Below are 17,295 nucleotides of genomic sequence, written 5' to 3'. Positions count from 1 at the left end.
CCGCCTGTCGCGGACGGACACGATCAAGACTCACCGCGGCTCCGATCGCCGCCCAGGGGCGGCCCGTGTTGATCAACCAGCAGGAAGAGAGCAGGCCAGAACACGTCCTGATATCGCGCGGCCGGCGACCTCCCACCGCGACACCGTGTGCATGTGGGACCACTTCGTCGCGGCCGCCCGATGGGCGGCCGCGACCGCCGAGACGGCGTCCGCCAGCGCCGTCCCGGACAGACCGGGCATCACAGGGTCGTCGGCGAGCGCGACCAGCGCGACGGTGAAGTACCGGCGAACCTCCTCGGACCGGCTCTTGAAGCGGCGGATCCAGCCGCGGACCGTGCCCTCGGCCAGACTCAGACGGACGGCGACCTGGCGGTGCCCCATGCCCAGGGCCGCTATCTCCAGCCCGGCCCCGATCACCCCGGCCGCATCCATCCGCCGAGGCCACACCCCTTCCGGCAGCAACACGTGCGTGACCTGGCAGCCCATACAGCGCGAACGACGAGGACGTACCAACAGCCGGGCCCCGAGATCACCACGGATCTCCCGCGGGCGGCCGTGTCCCCACGGCGCGAGCACCGCCCCGCACCCAGGGCACGCCAGTTCACCGGCCCGCAACTGGCGTCCCGCCCGGACGACGTCGGCATCGACGATGAGCACTCGGTACCTCCACCACGTGCACACCGTGTCGTCGTGCACGAAGCGAGACCAGACTGCCCACCAAGATCAGCACTCATGTCCACCGCGACAGTCGCCAACTGCCGCGTTCGTGCTCATGCAGAGAGTCGCCCAACACTCCACCGCCGCTACGAGCGCAAAGCCATCCATTTCCTTGCCTTCGCCAGCATCGCCTGCACCCTCATCTGCTATCGCCGACCGGCCAAATGAGATGATCTCTTAGCCTGGCTCTTTCACTGGGGGTGGTGGGGTGCTGCTGATCGTTAATTTGTGGGTGGCGCCGATGAGTTCGGGCCGTGGGCATGGCTGAGTTCCGGCGCGGTGGCCGGGTCTTCGAGATCCTTGAGGTCGTGGGCGGTCAGGGGTGCACCGTTCAGTCGGCGGGTCGGGGCAGGGCGGTGAGCCGATGGAAGGCGTCGGCCAGTTCGTTTCGCCAGGGCCAGGTCGCGGAGATCCGCAGGCGGAGACGGCGGCAGCTGCGGGTGGGGCGGGCGGCGAGGTGGAGGAACTGGTAGCGGAGTCGCTTCGGCTCGGCGGTGGCCAGTTCGCCGTCCAGCAGCAGGAGCTGTGTCCAGGCGATCAGGCCGCCGGCGGCCAGGGACAGTGAGGCTGATCCTTTGGAGTGGACACCCTGAGGATGGATCTTGATGGTCCAGGAAGGGGTGTCCAGGTGGGACGTAGGTCTGCGTATCCGGAGGAGTTCCGGCGGGACGCCGTCGCCTTGTACCGGGCGGCAGGCGGGAAGCGCATGTATGCAGCAGTGGCGGCCGATGTCGGGGTCACCGGTGAGACGTTGCGTAGTTGGGTGCGGCAGGCGGACGGGGTGGCCGGCCGCGGTCCCCGGAACGAGCAGGCCGCTGAGGGCCAGGACGAGGAACTGGTCCGGCTGCGGGAGGAGAACAAGCGGCTGCGCAGGGCGGAGGCCCAGTGGCAGCTGGAGCGCGAGATCCTGCGCCGGGCGGCCGCGTATTTCGCTCGCGAGGTGAAGTGAGAACCCGCCGCTGGGACTTCATCTCCGCCCACCGCGCCGCCTTCGGCGTGAAGCGGATCTGCCGGGTGCTCGGGGTGTCCCGTTCCGGCTACTACCGCCATCTGGCCACCGAGGAGGCCCATGCCGAGCGTGAGGCCGAGCAGGAACGGACCATGGCCGAGATACGCGCCGTCCACCTCGAGCACAACGGTGCCTATGGCGCCCCGCGCATCCACGCCGAACTGCGGGCACAGGGCCGGAAGACCAACCGCAAGCGCGTGACCCGGCGCATGCGGGTCCACGGCATCGTCGGCCGTCACCTGCACAGGAAGAAGCGGACCACGATCCCCGACCGCACGGCACCGCCGGTTCCGGACCTGGTGCACCGGGACTTCACCGCGTCCGCGCTGAACACCAGGTGGTGCGGTGACATCACCTACGTCTCGGTGGGATCGTCCTGGCTGTATCTGGCCACGGTGATCGACATCTGTTCACGGCGGGTGGTGGGCTGGTCCATCGCCGATCACATGAGGGCCGAGCTTGTCACCGACGCCGTCGAGATGGCCGTTGCCGCCCGCGGCGGCCGGGTGCACGGCGTTGTCTTTCACACGGACAGGGGCGCCCGATACCAGTCGGCGGTCTTCGCCGAGGTCTGCCGCCGGCACGGCATCCACCGAAGCATGGGCCGGGTCGGCTCGAGTTACGACAATGCCCTCGCCGAATCGTTCTTCCAGGGCCTCAAACGGGAGCTGCTGCACGGACGCCGCTGGACCTCGAAGGCACAGACCCGCCTCGAGCTGTTTCGCTGGCTGACGTACTACAACCGGCGCCGCCGGCACTCCGCCCCCGGCTACCTCACACCAGCCGAGATCGAACAGCAGCTGATCACATCACCTACGCTGTCACACGTCACATGAAACCCGGCGTCCACTCCCGAGGATCAACCTCAGTCCCGCTCTTCCTCCAGCTCACGGATCCTCTTCCGGGCAGCGGCCAGCTCCGCCTCGACGGCGTCACCACCGGCCGGGATGGCGGCTGGCGGCGAGGAACGGGCGCCGGGACGACGTCCGTCGGCGGCCCGAATCCAGTTCCGCAGCGTCTCGGTGTTCACTCCGAGATCGCCGGCGACGGACTTGATCGTCACTCCTGGCCTCGACCGGTACAACGCGACCGCGTCCGCCTTGAACCCGGCGGGGTAGTGCTTCATCCCCACAGGGACTCCGTTCTCCTGGACCATCAAGATCCAAGTGCCTCCGGTGTCCAAAATCCGGGGTCAAGGCCCGTCAGACACCGCCTCCGCAGCCAGCTTGGCGACTGGTTCCCCCACGGCCTCGTTCTCGGTGATGGTCTCGCTCATCAGGCGTCCTTGATCATCAGATCCGCCGTCTATTGGACACTCCCGTCCCTAGCCGTCCGCATTGTTCAGCGCCGCGGTCCCGAGGCCAAGCACGTCGCCAGGGTCGTCGCAGCCCGCAAACTGCTCACTCTCGTCCACTACGCCCTACGCGACGGCGAAGCCCGCTGCCTGTAACGGGCGGACGCGGGATGAACGGGCCAGAACCCGGACGACGCATGATCGGGAGCGTCCTGGCGCACGCCCCGGCGGCACCGCCGACCAAGTGATTGATCCCGCCGTCCGGACGCGAACCGCCCCATGCCTGGCCCGCACCCCCGGGGGACCTCGAAGGGATGAACGACAGCCGGTCCAAGCCTGCCAACGCCATAACCGCCCCGGGGCGCCCCTGCAACCACACATCTCCGCCACCCTCGCGTGCCTGCTCCACAACGCCACTGATCACGGTTGCCCGAAAAGCATGCACAGCCCTCAACGATACGGACAAGCCCGCCGCTTGCCCCTCCCCACTCCTTCAGGGACAGACACTCCCGCCTTCACTTATGAAATCAGCAGCGCCATGCGCCCCAAAGAGAACACCTGTGGGAGTGCACAGAGAGCGCAGGGGGCTGGCATAGGCCGAGGGCATACATAATGCTTTAGTGAGTGCGCTGTGTACGCCCTCTGCTCCCACAAGTGAGCGCATCGGTGTTTCTTTATAGGAGCGAGAGGGGCAAGGTAACTGGCAAGCAGTAGGCATACTGTCAAACCCCAGAGTCGGTAACTACGACCCCAGTTGCTCAGTTCGCACAACAGCTCTCCCGACCTCTTGCCGAGGTCGGCAAGCGCACAGGGCGACAGCGTTCGCACTGACCGGGCAGCGACCTCCAGGCGGAGGCGCCCAGAGGACGTTTGCCCTTGACTCGGATGTCAGCAGCGATCTGGTAAGCAGTACGACCGAGTCAAGGACGGGTTCTCCCAATACGAAGTAACGACCGGGCCGTTCTCAATCGGCAACTCCGCTGTCCCTGCTCGCGATCCAGAGGATGCAGGGTGTGAAGCGGACGGTGAGGGGGATGGTCGGAGGCGGACGACGGGCCGCGCGGGTGGTAAGTCTGGAGATCCTTCAAGGTGTAGCGACCGTGCTAGTACAAGGAGATGGGAAAAGGGTTGCGATGGAACGAGAGATCGCGGTTATCGGTGCCGCCTGCCGCACGTCCGGTGCCGACACAATGGAAGGATTTTGGGACCTCCTCGACCACGGAGAGCAGCGGGTAGCGCGAGTTCCCCCGACACGAGTGCCAGGATACGAAGTTGTTGTGAATGAAGCTCCCGTGCCGATGGCGGCACTGCTTGAACACCCGGATCGCTTCGATGCGGAGTTTTTTGGCATCAAACCCGCCGTAGCCGCAGCAATGGACCCACAACAGCGGGCTCTGCTAGAGATCAGCTGCCATGCTCTGCAACGCGCAGCCCTGGAACCGGCCGATTTGGCCGGAGAGGCGGTCGGCGTGTTTGCCGGTGTATCGTCTTACGATTACCGCGAGTTAGCCTTGCGTCGCGGCCAAGTGAACTCTCATACTCTCGCGGGTACCCTGCATGCCTTCCTGGCCAACCGGCTATCGTTCCACTTCGACTTGCGCGGCCCCAGCGTCACCATCGACACTGCCTGCTCAAGCGGGCTTACTGCCCTCACCCTGGCGGTCATTGCGCTGCGCGGAAAGCAGTGCTCGATGGCGCTGGTCGGCGCCGCAAACATCATCTGCGATGGGTTCTACCACGCCACGCTCCAGCAGGCTGGGGTATTGTCGCACACGGGGCGGTCCGTGGGTTTCGATGCAGCGGCAGACGGCTACGTCCGTGGTGACGGCGCAGGGTGTGTCGTGTTGAAGCCGCTCACGGCCGCGCTCGAGGCGGGCGACCCAGTCCTAGCCGTCATTGCGGGCATAGGAATGAACCACGATGGACGGTCCGCGACGCTCACTTGCCCTAGTGCGCAGGCACAAGCATCGTTGATCCGCAGTGCTTTGGCTGATGCCGAGGTGCCCGGCTCAGCGATCGGATACCTGGAAGCACATGGCACCGGCACCGCGGCTGGTGATCCGGCAGAGATCGACGGGATCATCAACGGACTGGGGCTTCACGACCACAGCACCATGGCCGGCCCCGAGGGCCAACTGTGGATAGGGACGGCCAAGGCCAACGTGGGACACACTGAGTCAGCAGCTGGTCTTCTCGGTCTCCTTAACGGAATTGGGGTGCTGCACCGCGAGCGTATTCCACGCATGCCTGGATTCACGGCCCCCTCGCCCGCGCTCGATCTCGACCGTCTGCCTATCCAATTCACAGACCGCGATGTCAGCTGGCCGCGTACCGAATCACCCCGACTCATCGGGGTCAACTGCTTCGGCTTCGGCGGCGCCAACGCTCATGTCATCCTTCGTGAACCACCCGTCTGCGCCACCTCGTCCACCCAGCGCATCGCCCGCCCGTTGTACCAGTTCCAGAGGCAGCCTTACTGGCTCGATCCCGACGGCGACACCGAACTCGCAGCACGTGATGTGCACCCCCAGGTAACTCTCACTCCCATGGCCCGCTCCGGGGCCACCCCGCCTCCCGCACTGGACCCGGCTGCGGTACTCGACGGTGTCAAAGAAGCCGTGGCCGCAGTCCTGCTAATCTCCACCGACGAGCTCGGCGACGACGATCAATTCCACATCTTAGGCATGGACTCCATCTTGGCCGTGGAGTGCGTTCACAGGATCAACACGCGATTCGGTGGAGCTCACCGGTCCGAAGTGTTGCACCTGTTTCCCAGCAGTCGGCTGCTTGCCAACCATCTCCTCACCACGGTGACAGACTCTGGGAACAGGAAATGACAGATACCAACAGCCCTGCCGACGTGCTCGGCCTCTTGCGCAGACATCTGCTGGCGCTCCGTCCTGACCTGTCTGCAGACAACATCCAGCCGAATTGCTCCATGCGCGAACTCGGCGTCAATTCACTCGACCGCCTGGACGTAGTCGTGGCCACGCTGTCCGATCTCAGCATCGAGGTGCCCAACGATGAATTGGCGGCAGCCACCGATCTCAGTGAACTCGTTGAGATCATCCACCGGCACCAGTAGTACCTGCATGCCGGCACCCGGATCACCGGCTGTGATCACCGGCATGGCTGTGCTCAACCCACTCGCGGACGATGTGCCCGGTTTTACGGCAGCGCTGCGGCATGGCCGCAGCGCGATCACCACCACCCCTGAGCACAGGGCGGGCCATGCGCATGCTGTGGTCGGCGCGTGGCTGAACGACTTCACTGTCACCAATTGGGCACGGCGTCACCTTACCGATGACCCCGAGGCGGAGCAGCGGCTGCGGCTCGCCACTGCGCAGTGTGGGCTGCCGGCGCAGACCGCAGCTTGTGTCGCCGTTGCGGCAGTGCGTGAGGCCGGATGGTGGGACTCCCCCGACGCGGATCGCGCCGCCCTTGTTGTCGCCGGGAACAACCTGGCCCTCGACTATTACGCACGCATGACCAATACCGATCATCTGCGTCCGTCGCATGTGCTCACGCACGCCGATGTTGACGTCGTCGGGGTGGTGAGCGAAGCCACAGGGGTGCGGGGGGAGGGCTATACCCTAGGAGGAGCCACTGCTAGCGGCACACTCGCCGCGATCCAGGGGGCGCGACTCGTGCGCTCTGGTCTCGTAACTGGATGTCTGGTGGTCGCGCCGCTCAGTGACCTCTCGCCGCTTGAGTTCCGTGCGTACCGCCTCAGCGGGGTACTGGCCTGCCCCCTCTCCAGTGACCTGCCCCCTCGGGCCTGCCGCCCCTTCGACCGTTCACGGTTAGGCTTTGTGTACGGGCAGGGCGCTGCCGCGATTGTGGTGGAGAATGCCGAGCATGCCACCCACCGGGGTGCCACGCCACTGGCAGCGATAGCCGGAAGCGGACAGCACTTGGACGGGCGCCGAGGCGTCACGCCTACCCGCGAAGGGCTGGTCAGCGCGATGCGAGGTGCACTCGCCGAGTCAGGCATGGACGTTTCCGACGTCGACTACGTCAACGCGCATGCCGCTGGCACGATTGTGGGTGATGCGGTGGAGGTCGCTGCCCTGGATATGGTCTTCGGTGACAAAGGCCAGCCCCTTGTCAATTCCACGAAACCATTGACGGGGCACGCGATGACCGCAGCCGGACTCCAGGAGATCGTGGCGTCGATCGTGCAGATGCGCGAGGGCTTCTGTCACCCGAACCCCCAATTGCGAGACCCCCTCCCCACGGTGTGCCGCTACGCCACGTCCGAAGCACATGACATGCAGATTGACGTGGCACTCACTAACAGCTTTGCCTTCAGCGGCATCAACTGCTCCCTTGTCCTTGCCACGTGCTCATAGCGGAGGGACTATGCGACGGGTCGGAATCGAAGCCATCAACGCCTACTGCGGGCTGGCCTGGGTCGATGTGGCTGAATTGCTGTGCGCGCGTGGGCTGGATGCCAGTCGGCTTCCCAATTTGATGATGGAAAGGCGCAGCGTCTCACTGCCGTGTGAGGACGTCGTGACCTACGCGGTCAACGCCGCTCAGCCGGTTATCGCGGCATTGTCGCCAGCGCAACGGGGTCGGGTCGAGCTTCTGCTGGTGGCCACAGAGTCAGGAATCGACTTCAGCAAGGCTGTGTCCAGCTGGGTGCATGACTTGCTGGGGCTGAGCCGTCGTTGCAGGGTGCTGGAGGTGAAGCAGGCCTGCTACGCAGGCACCGGAGCGCTTCAGCTGGCGGCGGCTGCGGTGGCTGCCAGCCCAGTGCGGGGAGCACTGGCACTCGTCGTGACCGCAGATGTCCCTGTCGCCAAGGTCGGAACCTACCATGAACCGGCTCAGGCACCTGGAGGCGTCGCGGTGCTGGTCAGCGACCAGCCCGCAGTGGCCTCGCTGGACCACGGAGCCAATGGACTGCACAGCTTTCATGTGATGGACGCCTACCGGCCCGAGCCTGATCTCGACATTGTCGACACCGATCTGTCTTTGATGACGTACCTGGAGTGCTTGCAGGGGTCCTTCGCGGACTATGCACGCAAGGTCGTCGGGGCCGACTTCGTCACGACCTTTGATTTGCTGGTCATGCATACACCGTTCCCCGGCATGGTGAAGGGAGCACACCGGATGCTGCTGCACCGGCTCGGCAAGGCGGGCGATGTTGATGTGGAGGCTGATTTCGCCGTGCGGGCCGAACCATCGATCCAGTATGCGCGGCAGGTGGGAAACCCCTACTCCGGAAGTGTTCTCCTCGCACTGGCCAGTGCGATCACACACGCGCCGGTTGCACCGGCACAGCGGATCGGTGTGTTTTCCTACGGATCTGGGTGCGGTTCGGAGTTTTACAGCATGGTGATCACACCGCAGGCACGCAAGCGCGTGTCGGCTATGGGCATCGATGACGCCTTGCGCGCCAGACACCGGGTAGATCCGGCGAGTTATGACGCCCTGTGTGCCCAGCACTTACCGTTCGGCACCCATACGGCGTCTATCGACATGGCCTCGTGTGAACCGCTGCTGAACGCACGCTCCGCCCCGCTGCTGCTGTTCACCGGGGTCGCTGGCTACCACCGGCAGTACGAGTGGTGGGGAGGCCAGGATGACTGAGGCACAAACGGTAGTGCTCGAACCCGGGACAGGGTATCTCCGGGTTAGGCTCGGGAACGGCAATAATCCTCTGGACAACCAGTTGGTGTGCCCTTTGCTGGGGTCCCTCGACACTGTGGAAGCCGATCGGGACTGCCTCGCCGTGGTGATCCACTCCGACGGACCGGTCTTCTGTTCCGGTATGCCGCTGCGTGCTGACGCCGAACTGCCTGCGGGCTGGGCCGACGCTGCCCAGCCACCACCGTGGCAACTGTTCCAACGCCTCGCGCATGCGCCTGTGGTCACGGTGGCGGTCGTCGACGGCGAAGCGTCGGGCGGCGGCGTCGCGTTGGCAGCCGCGTGCGATCTCGTGGTCGTCGGCCCGGCGGCCAGGTTCCGGCTGACAGAGCTTCTTCTGGGCCTGGTGCCCGCGATGGCTATGCCATTCATCGCACGCCGTACTGGGCCCCAGGCAGCCCGTCGGCTCGCGCTAACCTGTGCAGAGATCGGCCCGAGTGAGGCAGTGCGCATTGGACTGGCCGACTTCACCGCAGATGACCCCACGCCTTTCGTGCGGCACCTACTCGTCAGCCTCAGTCGGCTGGACCGTGACGCAGTCGGAGTGTTGAAGTCCTATCTGCGCATCGCTCTTCCAACTCCTAGCGGACTGGCAGAGGCCGCCCGGGACGTGCTTGTCCAGCGGATAGGCGCGCCGTCGGTCGCCGAGCGTCTCCGCCGCCTACACACGGACGGCCTTCTACGATGAACGATAACGCGATTGAGGCTGAGCGACACGGTCCGGTGTTGGTATTGCGCATGGCGGACGCAGCCCATCGCAACGTACTCAGCCAGAATCTGCTATCCCAATTGGCACACGGGTTCGCGGTGGCGGAGCAGGATGAGGGCACCCGAGTCGTCATTCTCGCTGGCCTTCCTGACGTGTTCTCTCTGGGGGCGTCCCGGGAAGCACTGCTGGCCTTCACCGAAGGAGCAGATGTATCCAGGGCTGAATCGGCGGTGTCAGCCCCCATGCGGTGCGCACTGCCGGTCGTGGCGTCCATCCGAGGCCACGCGATCAGCGGCGGGCTCTTGCTGGGAATGTACGCAGACATCGCCGTGCTCAGCGACCGCTCGTGCTACGGAAGCAACTTTATGCGCTACGGGATATGCCCGATGGCAGGAGCGACCCATGTGCTCGGCGCACGGCTCGGCGATTTCCTTGCCAACGAGATGCTGCTGACGGCGCGCAACTATCAAGGATCCGAGCTCCGCAGGCGGGGTGCGCCCGTGGAGGTGGTCGGCCACGACGACGTGGAAGGCCGTGTGATGGCCATTGCCAAACAGATGGCCTCGGCACCCCGCCGTTCGCTGGTCTTACTCAAACGTCACCGCACCGCTCAGCTTCAGGCTGCCGTGTGCGAAGCGTACGCGCACGAGGTGACGACCTTCGAGACCCTGATGGCTCTACCCGAGACCCGCCGCCGAATCGAGGCGGACTATCCGACGTGGGCAGGGGAGCGATAGGGATGCGGACCGTCTATTGCTTCCCGGGCCAGGGGGTACAACGTGTCGGCATGTGCGCAGACCTGTTCGACCGGTTTCCCGAGATAGCAGCTGTGGCCAGCGAGGTCCTGGGCTATTCGATCCGCACCCTATGCGTGCAAGGGCCACCCGAAAAGCTCGCCGACACACGCTTCACCCAGCCTGCGGTCTACGTCGCGAACGCGCTCGCCTGGCGGTCGCGGCGCCGTGACCGTGTGCCAGCCGGTGCGCTGGGCCACAGCCTCGGCGAGTACAACGCCTTGGAAGCAGCAGGCGTCTTCAACTTCGTGACCGGGCTGTGCCTGGTGCGCGACCGCGCTGCGGCCACGGCCACCTGCACGGACGGCGGCATGCTCGCCGTCGTCGGGCCGACCACTGAGCAACTGCAGACTCTCCTGCAACAAGCGAGCCTTAACGGTGTCGATATCGCCAATCTCAACTCGCGGCGGCACCAGGTGCTGGCCGGCCCCGAGGCGGAGCTGTCAGCTGCGGCACGGGTACTAACGGCGGCGGGGGCCAAGGTGGTAACAAGGCTCGCGATCAACGGTCCGTTCCACTCACGCTACATGCGGGCGGCTGCCCAGGAGTTCCAGGATGTGTTGGACGGTCTCACCTTTGCTGAGCCGGCATTTCCCGTATGGTCCAACTGCACCGCACGGCCCCACAGAGCCGCAGATACCGCACGTTTGCTGGTCAGCCACCTCACTCAGGCTGTGCGCTGGCAGGAGTGCGTAACCGCCGTTCTCGACGAGGGCGCGGCCGAGTTCGTCGAAGTGGGCGAGTCCACCGTTCTCACCAGCATGATCCGGCACATCCGGGCCGACCGCGAGGAGGAGAAGTCATGACCGCGCCGCCATACAGCCCCATCGCGATCGTGAGCATGGCCTGCCGGTTCCCCGGTGACGTGTGGACCCCTGACGAGCTCTGGGAACTCACGCGGACTGGGCAGGACGCCATCACGCCCTTCCCGGCTGACCGCGGGTGGGACCTGGCCTCACTCACGGCTCTCGATATCAGGGGTGAGCCGCGGTCATGTACCCGTTATGGTGGGTTCCTCCGCCACGCGGCAGACTTCGACCCCGGGTTCTTTGGCATCTCACCTCGTGAGGCACTGGCCATGGACCCCCAGCAACGTCTCCTACTGGAGACCTCGTGGGAGGCTGTGGAACGGGCAGGCATTCTTCCCGCTGACCTGCGGGACAGCTCCACCGGCGTCTTTGTGGCCACGGCATACCAGGACTACGTGGCACGGTTGCGCGGTACCGGCCCGGATATCCACGGCCACTGGGTGACGGGGAACATGGGGAGTGTCAGCTCCGGCCGTATTGCCCACGTCCTAGGCCTTGCCGGGCCAGCAGTCACTGTCGACACGGCATGCTCCGCGTCGCTGGTGGCTCTTCATCTGGCCTGCCAGTCCCTGCGCGCCGGTGAGTGCCCGTTAGCTTTGGTAGGCGGGGTCGCAGTGATGTCGACCGCCGACTACTTCATTGAGTTCACCCGGCTCGGCGGGTTGTCACCGGACGGACGGTGCAAGGCGTTCTCGGCCGTTGCTGACGGCATGGGGCTCAGTGAGGGCGCCGGGGTGCTCTTGCTGGAGCCTCTGGCCGAGGCCCGCAGGCAGGGCCATCCCGTGCTGGCTCTCGTGCGGGGGTCTGCAGTCAACCACGACGGGGGGCGGAGTAGCTTGACTGCGCCCAGCAGTTGGGGGCAACAGCAGGTTATCCGGCGGGCGCTTGCTCACGCTCAGCTCAGGGCCACTGAGGTGGATGCCGTAGAGGCTCACGGAACGGGCACCCAGACGGGGGATCCCGTCGAAGCAGAGGCCTTGCTCGCCACATATGGGCAGGGGCGGCGCGCCGATCACCCTCTGTGGCTGGGTTCGCTGAAGTCGAACATCGGGCACACCGCCACTGCTGCCGGCGTTGCTGGGGTGATCAAAATGGTCGAGGCCCTCCGACGCGGTGTTCTTCCCCGCACGCTGCACGTGGAAGAACCCTCATACTCGGTCGACTGGAATACGGGCGCTGTCCGGTTGCTGAGGGATGCCATCGAGTGGCCGCACACTCAGTCACCGCGCCGGGCAGGGGTGTCAGGGTTTGGCATCAGCGGCACGAACGCCCACGTCATCCTGGAGCAGGCTCCGGTGATGCGGCGACCGGCGAACCGACCTCGCACCGTCCCCAGCCAGCCCGTGCCGTGGGTATTCTCCGGCAGGACACCGTCTGCTCTGCGTGGGCAGGCGGTGCGGCTGCGAGGTCTCCTACGCGACCAGCCTGACCTACACCTAGCTGACGTCGGACTTTCACTGGCGACATCCCGCACCGCGTTCGGGCACCGCGGTGCCGTGGTCGCTGCCGACGCGGCAGGCTTGGCTCATCAGCTGGATCGGTTCATCAGCCAGGAGGTAACACAGACACCGTCAAAAACTCAAGATGCAGACGGCGTCGTGTTCGTCTTCCCAGGCCAGGGTGGACAGTGGCGCGGCATGGGCCGCGCGCTGATGGCCTCCTGCCCTGTATTCGCTGAGCACATGCAACATTGTGCCGAGGTGTTCGAGCCATGGCTCGAGGAGTCACTACTCGACGTGGTCAGCGGATCGTCACATGGCGTTCGGTGGAACCGCGTGGATCTCCTCCAACCCGCCTTGTTTGCGGTGATGACGTCCCTGGCTGCCGTCTGGCGAGCGTATGGCGTCCTGCCCGCCGCTGTCGTCGGGCACTCTCAAGGCGAGATCGCCGCCGCCTATGTCGCTGGCGGGCTCACTTTGCGGGATGCTGCACGTGTCGTGGCCGTGCGCAGCAGGGAGCTCCGGAGATGCTGTGGTCAAGGAGGTATGGCTGCAATCTCCGCGCCGTTGGATGAAGTGGAGAGGCGTCTACGCAAATGGGATGGGCGCGCAACTATCGCCGCCGATAATGGCACCGCGATCACGGTGGTCTCAGGGGATACGCAGGTGGTGGACGCGCTGATCGCCGAATGCACCGCAGCGAACCTGCACGCAGGACGGATTCCGGTAGACTACGCCGCGCACTCGGCCGGGGTAGATGTGCTCCGCACCCCGCTTCTGGCGGGACTCACCAACCTCGCTCCGCGCACCGGTGACGTTCCCTTCATGTCCACGGTGACTGGACAACTGCTGGACATGGCCGAACTCAATGCTGACTACTGGTATCGCAATCTTCGCCAGCGTGTGCGGTTCGCCCCGGCCGTGCGGGCACTTGTGGCACGGGGGCATCGGCACTTCATCGAGATCAGCCCTCATCCGACGCTTGTCCTGGGAATCGAGCAGACCGCGGCCGAGTTCGATGCCGATGCGTCGGTCATCGAAACTCTCCACCGCCACGAGGGCGACCGGTTTCTCCAGGCCGTGGCTGCGGCCCACTCACACGGTGTCGCAGTTGATTGGATCTCAGTCTTCGCTGGTACAGGAGCACAACTGACCGAGCTGCCTACCTACGCCTTCCAACGTAAGCGGTACTGGCTGGAACCCAGCGGTACACCTCCGATTCCAGCCGGGCCGAAGGCACTGCATCATCCCTTCCTCACCGCCGTCGACAAACATCCCGAGACCGGCGAAGTTATGTTCACGGGAGTGCTGTCCCTGCACATCCAGCCATGGCTGGCAGATCATGCCGTGCTAGGAACCCCGCTGTTGCCCGGCACAGCGCTCCTGGAGATGGCTGCCCTGGCCGGCAGTCATACCGGGTATCTGCGAGTGGAAGAACTCACCCTGGAGACGCCCCTGGCCTTGCTGGCAGAAGAGAAGACGGAGCTGCGGGTAATCGTTGCAGCTGCCGACGACACCGCACATCGGAGGCTCACAGTCCAGTCCCGACGCCAGGGAGACCCGGGCGATGAGAGCTGGCGCCAGAACGCCACGGGCCTCCTCGGCCCAGAGGTGGACACGCCCGGGCAGGCGGTGGCAGTCACTCACTGGCCGCCCAGCGGGGCGGAACCCGTGGCCTTGGAGGGCTTGTACCAGCGACTGAACGACAAGGGCCTCAACTACGGTCCCTCATTCCGCAGCCTTCGGGCAGTGTGGCGGCTCGGTGAGGAGTTCCTGGCCGAGGTCACCGTAGCGGAAGCAGGATCAGCCTCCGTTCCCTGGTTCACCGGGCATCCCGCCGCGCTCGACGCACTGTTTCAGGCGATTTTCGCCGGACAACTGCTGCCCGGTCATCAGGCAGCCAGATCGCTGCTCCTGCCCCAGGCATGGAGCGGGGTGAGCATCCGCACACCGCGCACCCGCACTCTGCGGGCCCGCCTGCGTGCGATCGATGGGAACTGCGTGTCAGTGGTGGTGACCGACGACACCGACCAGACCGTACTCAGCGCGGACTCCCTCGTGCTCCGGACGGTCGCACCCGATCACCTGCGGTCCGTAGTCGGGGATGGAGCACTGCTCCACGTCTGCTGGTGCCCTGTGCCCCCATCCACAATCACCCCGATCGGGCAGTTAGCGATTGTCGGCACTGACCGGTCCCCCGGGCTACCAGGCCACCCAAGGTACCCGGATCTCGAGAGCCTAAATCGGGACACCGCGCAGAACACCCCCGGCCCTCAAACCGTGTTGTGGCTGCGCTCGGCTACTGGCTTGACTGCACCCGAGCATGTCCGCGCCGAGGTCAACGAAGTAGTCCATCAACTGCAGGACTGGCTGGCCGCAGACCAGACTGCGGCTACCCGCCTGGTGATCGTCACCTGCCGGGCGGTGGCCGCGACACCCGGTGAGGACGTGCAGGACCTCACCAATGCAGCAGTGTGGGGGCTGGTGCGTTCCATCCAGGCGGAACATCCTGACCGCTTCGTCCTCGTGGACGTGGACACAGCCGACACATCCTATGCCGCCATTCCAGACGCCGTAGCCACCGGCGAGCCGCAACTGGCCATCCGCACCGGCACTCCGGCAGTGCCGCGCCTGCGGCCGATCACTCCAGAGGGGGTGCTTGCGCCTCCAGCCAGGACGACAGTGACTTCCCCATGGCGACTGGCAATCACCGCCCACGACAACCGGAACGAGCTAGCTCTCATCGCCCATCCTGACGCCAACTGCCCACTGGCACCCGACCAGGTACGAGTGGCGGTCCGAGCCGCCGGCCTGAACTTCCGCGATGTGCTGGCGCATCTCGGGCTGGCACCCGGCCAAGCCGAAGTGGGGGTAGAGGCGGCAGGAATTGTGATGGCGGTCGGAAGCCAGGTCGCCGACTTCGCGCCAGGCGACCGGGTGATGGGGCTAGTGCCGGGAGGATTCGGCCCCCTTGCCGTGACCAGCCACCGAATGCTCACAAAGATGCCCGGAGGGTGGGCATTCCCGCGTGCGGCCTCAGTACCGGTGGCGTTCTTGACCGCCTACTACGCGTTAGTGGACCTTGCTGGCCTCATGCCGGGCGAGTCCGTGCTGGTGCATGCCGCGGCAGGCGGTGTGGGCATGGCAGCGATCCAAGTCGCACGACATCTGGGCGCGCAGGTGTTCGGTACTGCTCAACCGGCAAAGTGGGATGCGCTGCGTGCCTGTGGCCTGGCCGACAACCACATCGCTTCATCGCGGAGCATCGATTTCGCAGACCGTTTCCTAGCTGCAACGGAAGACCGTGGAGTCGATGTGGTGCTGAACTGTCTGGCAGGGGAATTCGTCGATGCGTCCCTGGGGCTACTACCACCGGGCGGCCGGTTCATCGAAATGGGCAAGACCGACATCCGCGACCCTGACCATGTTTCCCGGTGTACCCCCGGCATTCGCTACCAAGCATTCGACCTGATCACTAATGCTGGACAAGAGCGCATCGCGCAGATGCTCGCCACTATCAGCGACCTGTTTGAACAGGGTATTTTCCAGCCTCTTCCCATCCGCACATGGGATGTTCGCCGCGCACATGAGGCATTCCGATACATGGCACAGGCCCGGCACGTCGGCAAGATCGTGCTCACTGTGCCCGCAGCATGGGACCCCCAGGGCACAGTCCTCATCACCGGTGGCACTGGAGTGGTCGGCAGTCTGATCGCACGCGAACTCGTCGCCTCCCATGGGATACGGCACCTGGTACTGGCCAGCCGCCGTGGGCACGACGCCCCAGGGGCCACCAAACTGGCGTGTGAATTGCGAGAATTGGGGGCTCAGGTGAACGTAGTCGCCTGCGATGCCGCTGTACGCGCGGACCTTGCAGCAGTCCTCGCCGCCATCCCGGCGGCACATCCCCTGACCGCGGTGGTCCATGCTGCTGGAGTCCTAAAGGACGGGGTGATCACTGCACTGACACCCCAGCACATGAACGCCGTGGCGCGGCCGAAGATCGATGCTGCGCTTCACCTCCACGAGCTCACCCGGAACCACGAGCTGTCCGCGTTCATTCTGGTGTCCTCGGCCGCAGGCACCCTCGGGCTGGCAGGACAGGCAAACTACGCGGCAGCTAACGCGTTCCTGGATGCCCTGGCCCACCACCGCCAGGCAGCCGGACTTCCTGCGCTGTCGCTGGCATCTGGCCTGTGGGCGCCAGCCACCGGTCTGACGAGCCACCTCGGCCTTGGCGAGATGAGCAGGATCCGGCGGGCCGGTATCGTACCAATGCCCACAGCAGACGGACTCGCCTTGGTCAACCGCAGCCTGCTCCTTGACCATGCGGTGACGGTGCCGCTACGCCTCGACGCTGCCGCGCTGGGCGAAACTCCCAGGGTGGAGCTGGTGCCACCGGTGTTACGCGACTACGTCTTTCTACCTTCCCACAGTGGAACGCACACACCTCGGAGTGAGACAGCGCCCGATCTCTGGGGCAAGGCGCGCGCACTGGCCGGTATGGAGCAAGAACGTGTGGTGCTGGGCCTGGTGCAGAGCGAAGCCTCCACAGTGCTCGGGCATCGGTCCACCGAAGCCGTGCCCGCAGATATGACGTTCCAGAAACTGGGGATGGACTCTCTCACTGCGATCGAGTTCCGTAACCGTCTTAACGCAGCAACCGGCTTGCGTCTGCCGGTGAGCCTGCCCTTCGACTATCCCACACCGCTCGCTGTCACCCGCTTCCTACAGGCCCAGTTGACTGGAGAAGACCCGGACTCGCCGGTCGTGCTCGCCACATGTGAGAAGCCGTCCAGCATCTACGGGGAGTGACGAGGTGGAGGGTGTTGTCCGGTCCGGTCGTCAAGGGGTCTGAAGTGGGTGAGA

Annotated in this window: 11 protein-coding genes and 2 pseudogenes; 10 read left to right on the top strand and 3 right to left on the bottom strand. The window is 65.3% G+C overall.

Translation table 11 applies throughout. The annotated features are described in order from the left end of the window. Positions 1 to 72: 72 nt before the first annotated feature. Positions 73 to 657 (bottom strand): DUF6431 domain-containing protein, encoded by a 585-nt coding sequence (locus tag C9F11_RS47945; protein WP_171076218.1) that lies wholly within the window; start codon positions 655 to 657, stop codon positions 73 to 75. 135 nt (positions 658 to 792) lie between these two features. Here C9F11_RS47945 and C9F11_RS44985 point away from each other — a divergent pair. Further along, positions 793 to 885, top strand: a pseudogene (locus C9F11_RS44985) (IS5/IS1182 family transposase); the annotation flags it as partial. Positions 886 to 1,048: 163 nt separating this feature from the next. Here the strand turns inward: C9F11_RS44985 and C9F11_RS49370 are convergent. Further along, positions 1,049 to 1,279 (bottom strand): annotated as a pseudogene (locus C9F11_RS49370) (transposase); the annotation flags it as partial. Between the two features lie 66 nt (positions 1,280 to 1,345). Here C9F11_RS49370 and C9F11_RS44975 point away from each other — a divergent pair. Next, positions 1,346 to 2,562 (top strand): IS3 family transposase gene (locus C9F11_RS44975; protein WP_138968244.1). Its coding sequence is split into 2 segments (ribosomal slippage): positions 1,346 to 1,601 and positions 1,601 to 2,562, totalling 1,218 coding nucleotides; the frame shifts between segments, so codons are not numbered across the junction. 29 nt (positions 2,563 to 2,591) lie between these two features. On the opposite strand, the gene C9F11_RS44970 is transcribed toward C9F11_RS44975, so the two are convergent. After that, positions 2,592 to 2,858 (bottom strand): transposase, encoded by a 267-nt coding sequence (locus tag C9F11_RS44970; protein ID WP_249402414.1) that lies wholly within the window; start codon positions 2,856 to 2,858, stop codon positions 2,592 to 2,594. Positions 2,859 to 4,024: 1,166 nt separating this feature from the next. Between C9F11_RS44970 and C9F11_RS44965 the strand changes: the two genes are divergently transcribed. Genes C9F11_RS44965 through C9F11_RS44930 form a run of 8 tightly spaced genes read left to right on the top strand, consistent with a single transcriptional unit; the run spans position 4,025 to position 17,241 of the window. Then, the gene (locus C9F11_RS44965) at positions 4,025 to 5,857 is read left to right on the top strand and encodes a beta-ketoacyl synthase N-terminal-like domain-containing protein (RefSeq protein WP_138968240.1); all 1,833 of its coding nucleotides are present in this window, start codon (positions 4,025 to 4,027) and stop codon (positions 5,855 to 5,857) included. Then, positions 5,854 to 6,105 (top strand): phosphopantetheine-binding protein, encoded by a 252-nt coding sequence (locus C9F11_RS44960; protein WP_138968238.1) that lies wholly within the window; start codon positions 5,854 to 5,856, stop codon positions 6,103 to 6,105. Before C9F11_RS44965 ends, C9F11_RS44960 begins: the two co-directional genes overlap by 4 nt. A 7-nt stretch (positions 6,106 to 6,112) precedes the next feature. Beyond that, positions 6,113 to 7,372 carry a beta-ketoacyl synthase N-terminal-like domain-containing protein gene (locus C9F11_RS44955; RefSeq protein WP_138968236.1) on the top strand — a complete coding sequence of 420 codons (1,260 nt, stop codon included), beginning with the start codon at positions 6,113 to 6,115 and terminating at the stop codon, positions 7,370 to 7,372. Positions 7,373 to 7,382: 10 nt separating this feature from the next. Continuing rightward, positions 7,383 to 8,618, top strand: coding sequence for a hydroxymethylglutaryl-CoA synthase (locus C9F11_RS44950; RefSeq protein WP_138968234.1), 1,236 nt, complete (start codon positions 7,383 to 7,385; stop codon positions 8,616 to 8,618). Continuing rightward, positions 8,611 to 9,363, top strand: coding sequence for an enoyl-CoA hydratase-related protein (locus tag C9F11_RS44945; RefSeq protein ID WP_138968232.1), 753 nt, complete (start codon positions 8,611 to 8,613; stop codon positions 9,361 to 9,363). The genes C9F11_RS44950 and C9F11_RS44945 overlap by 8 nt, the downstream gene beginning before the upstream one ends. Then, positions 9,360 to 10,121 (top strand): polyketide synthase, encoded by a 762-nt coding sequence (locus tag C9F11_RS44940; RefSeq protein WP_138968230.1) that lies wholly within the window; start codon positions 9,360 to 9,362, stop codon positions 10,119 to 10,121. The genes C9F11_RS44945 and C9F11_RS44940 overlap by 4 nt, the downstream gene beginning before the upstream one ends. 2 nt (positions 10,122 to 10,123) lie before the next feature. Continuing rightward, entirely contained in the window at positions 10,124 to 10,984 is an 861-nt protein-coding gene (gene fabD / locus C9F11_RS44935; RefSeq protein WP_138968228.1) for an ACP S-malonyltransferase, read from the top strand. Continuing rightward, a complete protein-coding gene (locus tag C9F11_RS44930) occupies positions 10,981 to 17,241 on the top strand; it encodes a type I polyketide synthase (protein WP_138968226.1) in 6,261 nt (2,086 codons plus the stop codon). Before fabD ends, C9F11_RS44930 begins: the two co-directional genes overlap by 4 nt. Positions 17,242 to 17,295 lie beyond the last annotated feature (54 nt).

The sequence above is a fragment of the Streptomyces sp. YIM 121038 genome, from assembly GCF_006088715.1.
Lineage (GTDB): Bacteria > Actinomycetota > Actinomycetes > Streptomycetales > Streptomycetaceae > Streptomyces.
The sequence above is the reverse complement of the archived record's forward strand: the minus strand, read 5'-3'. Positions and strand labels throughout refer to the sequence as shown.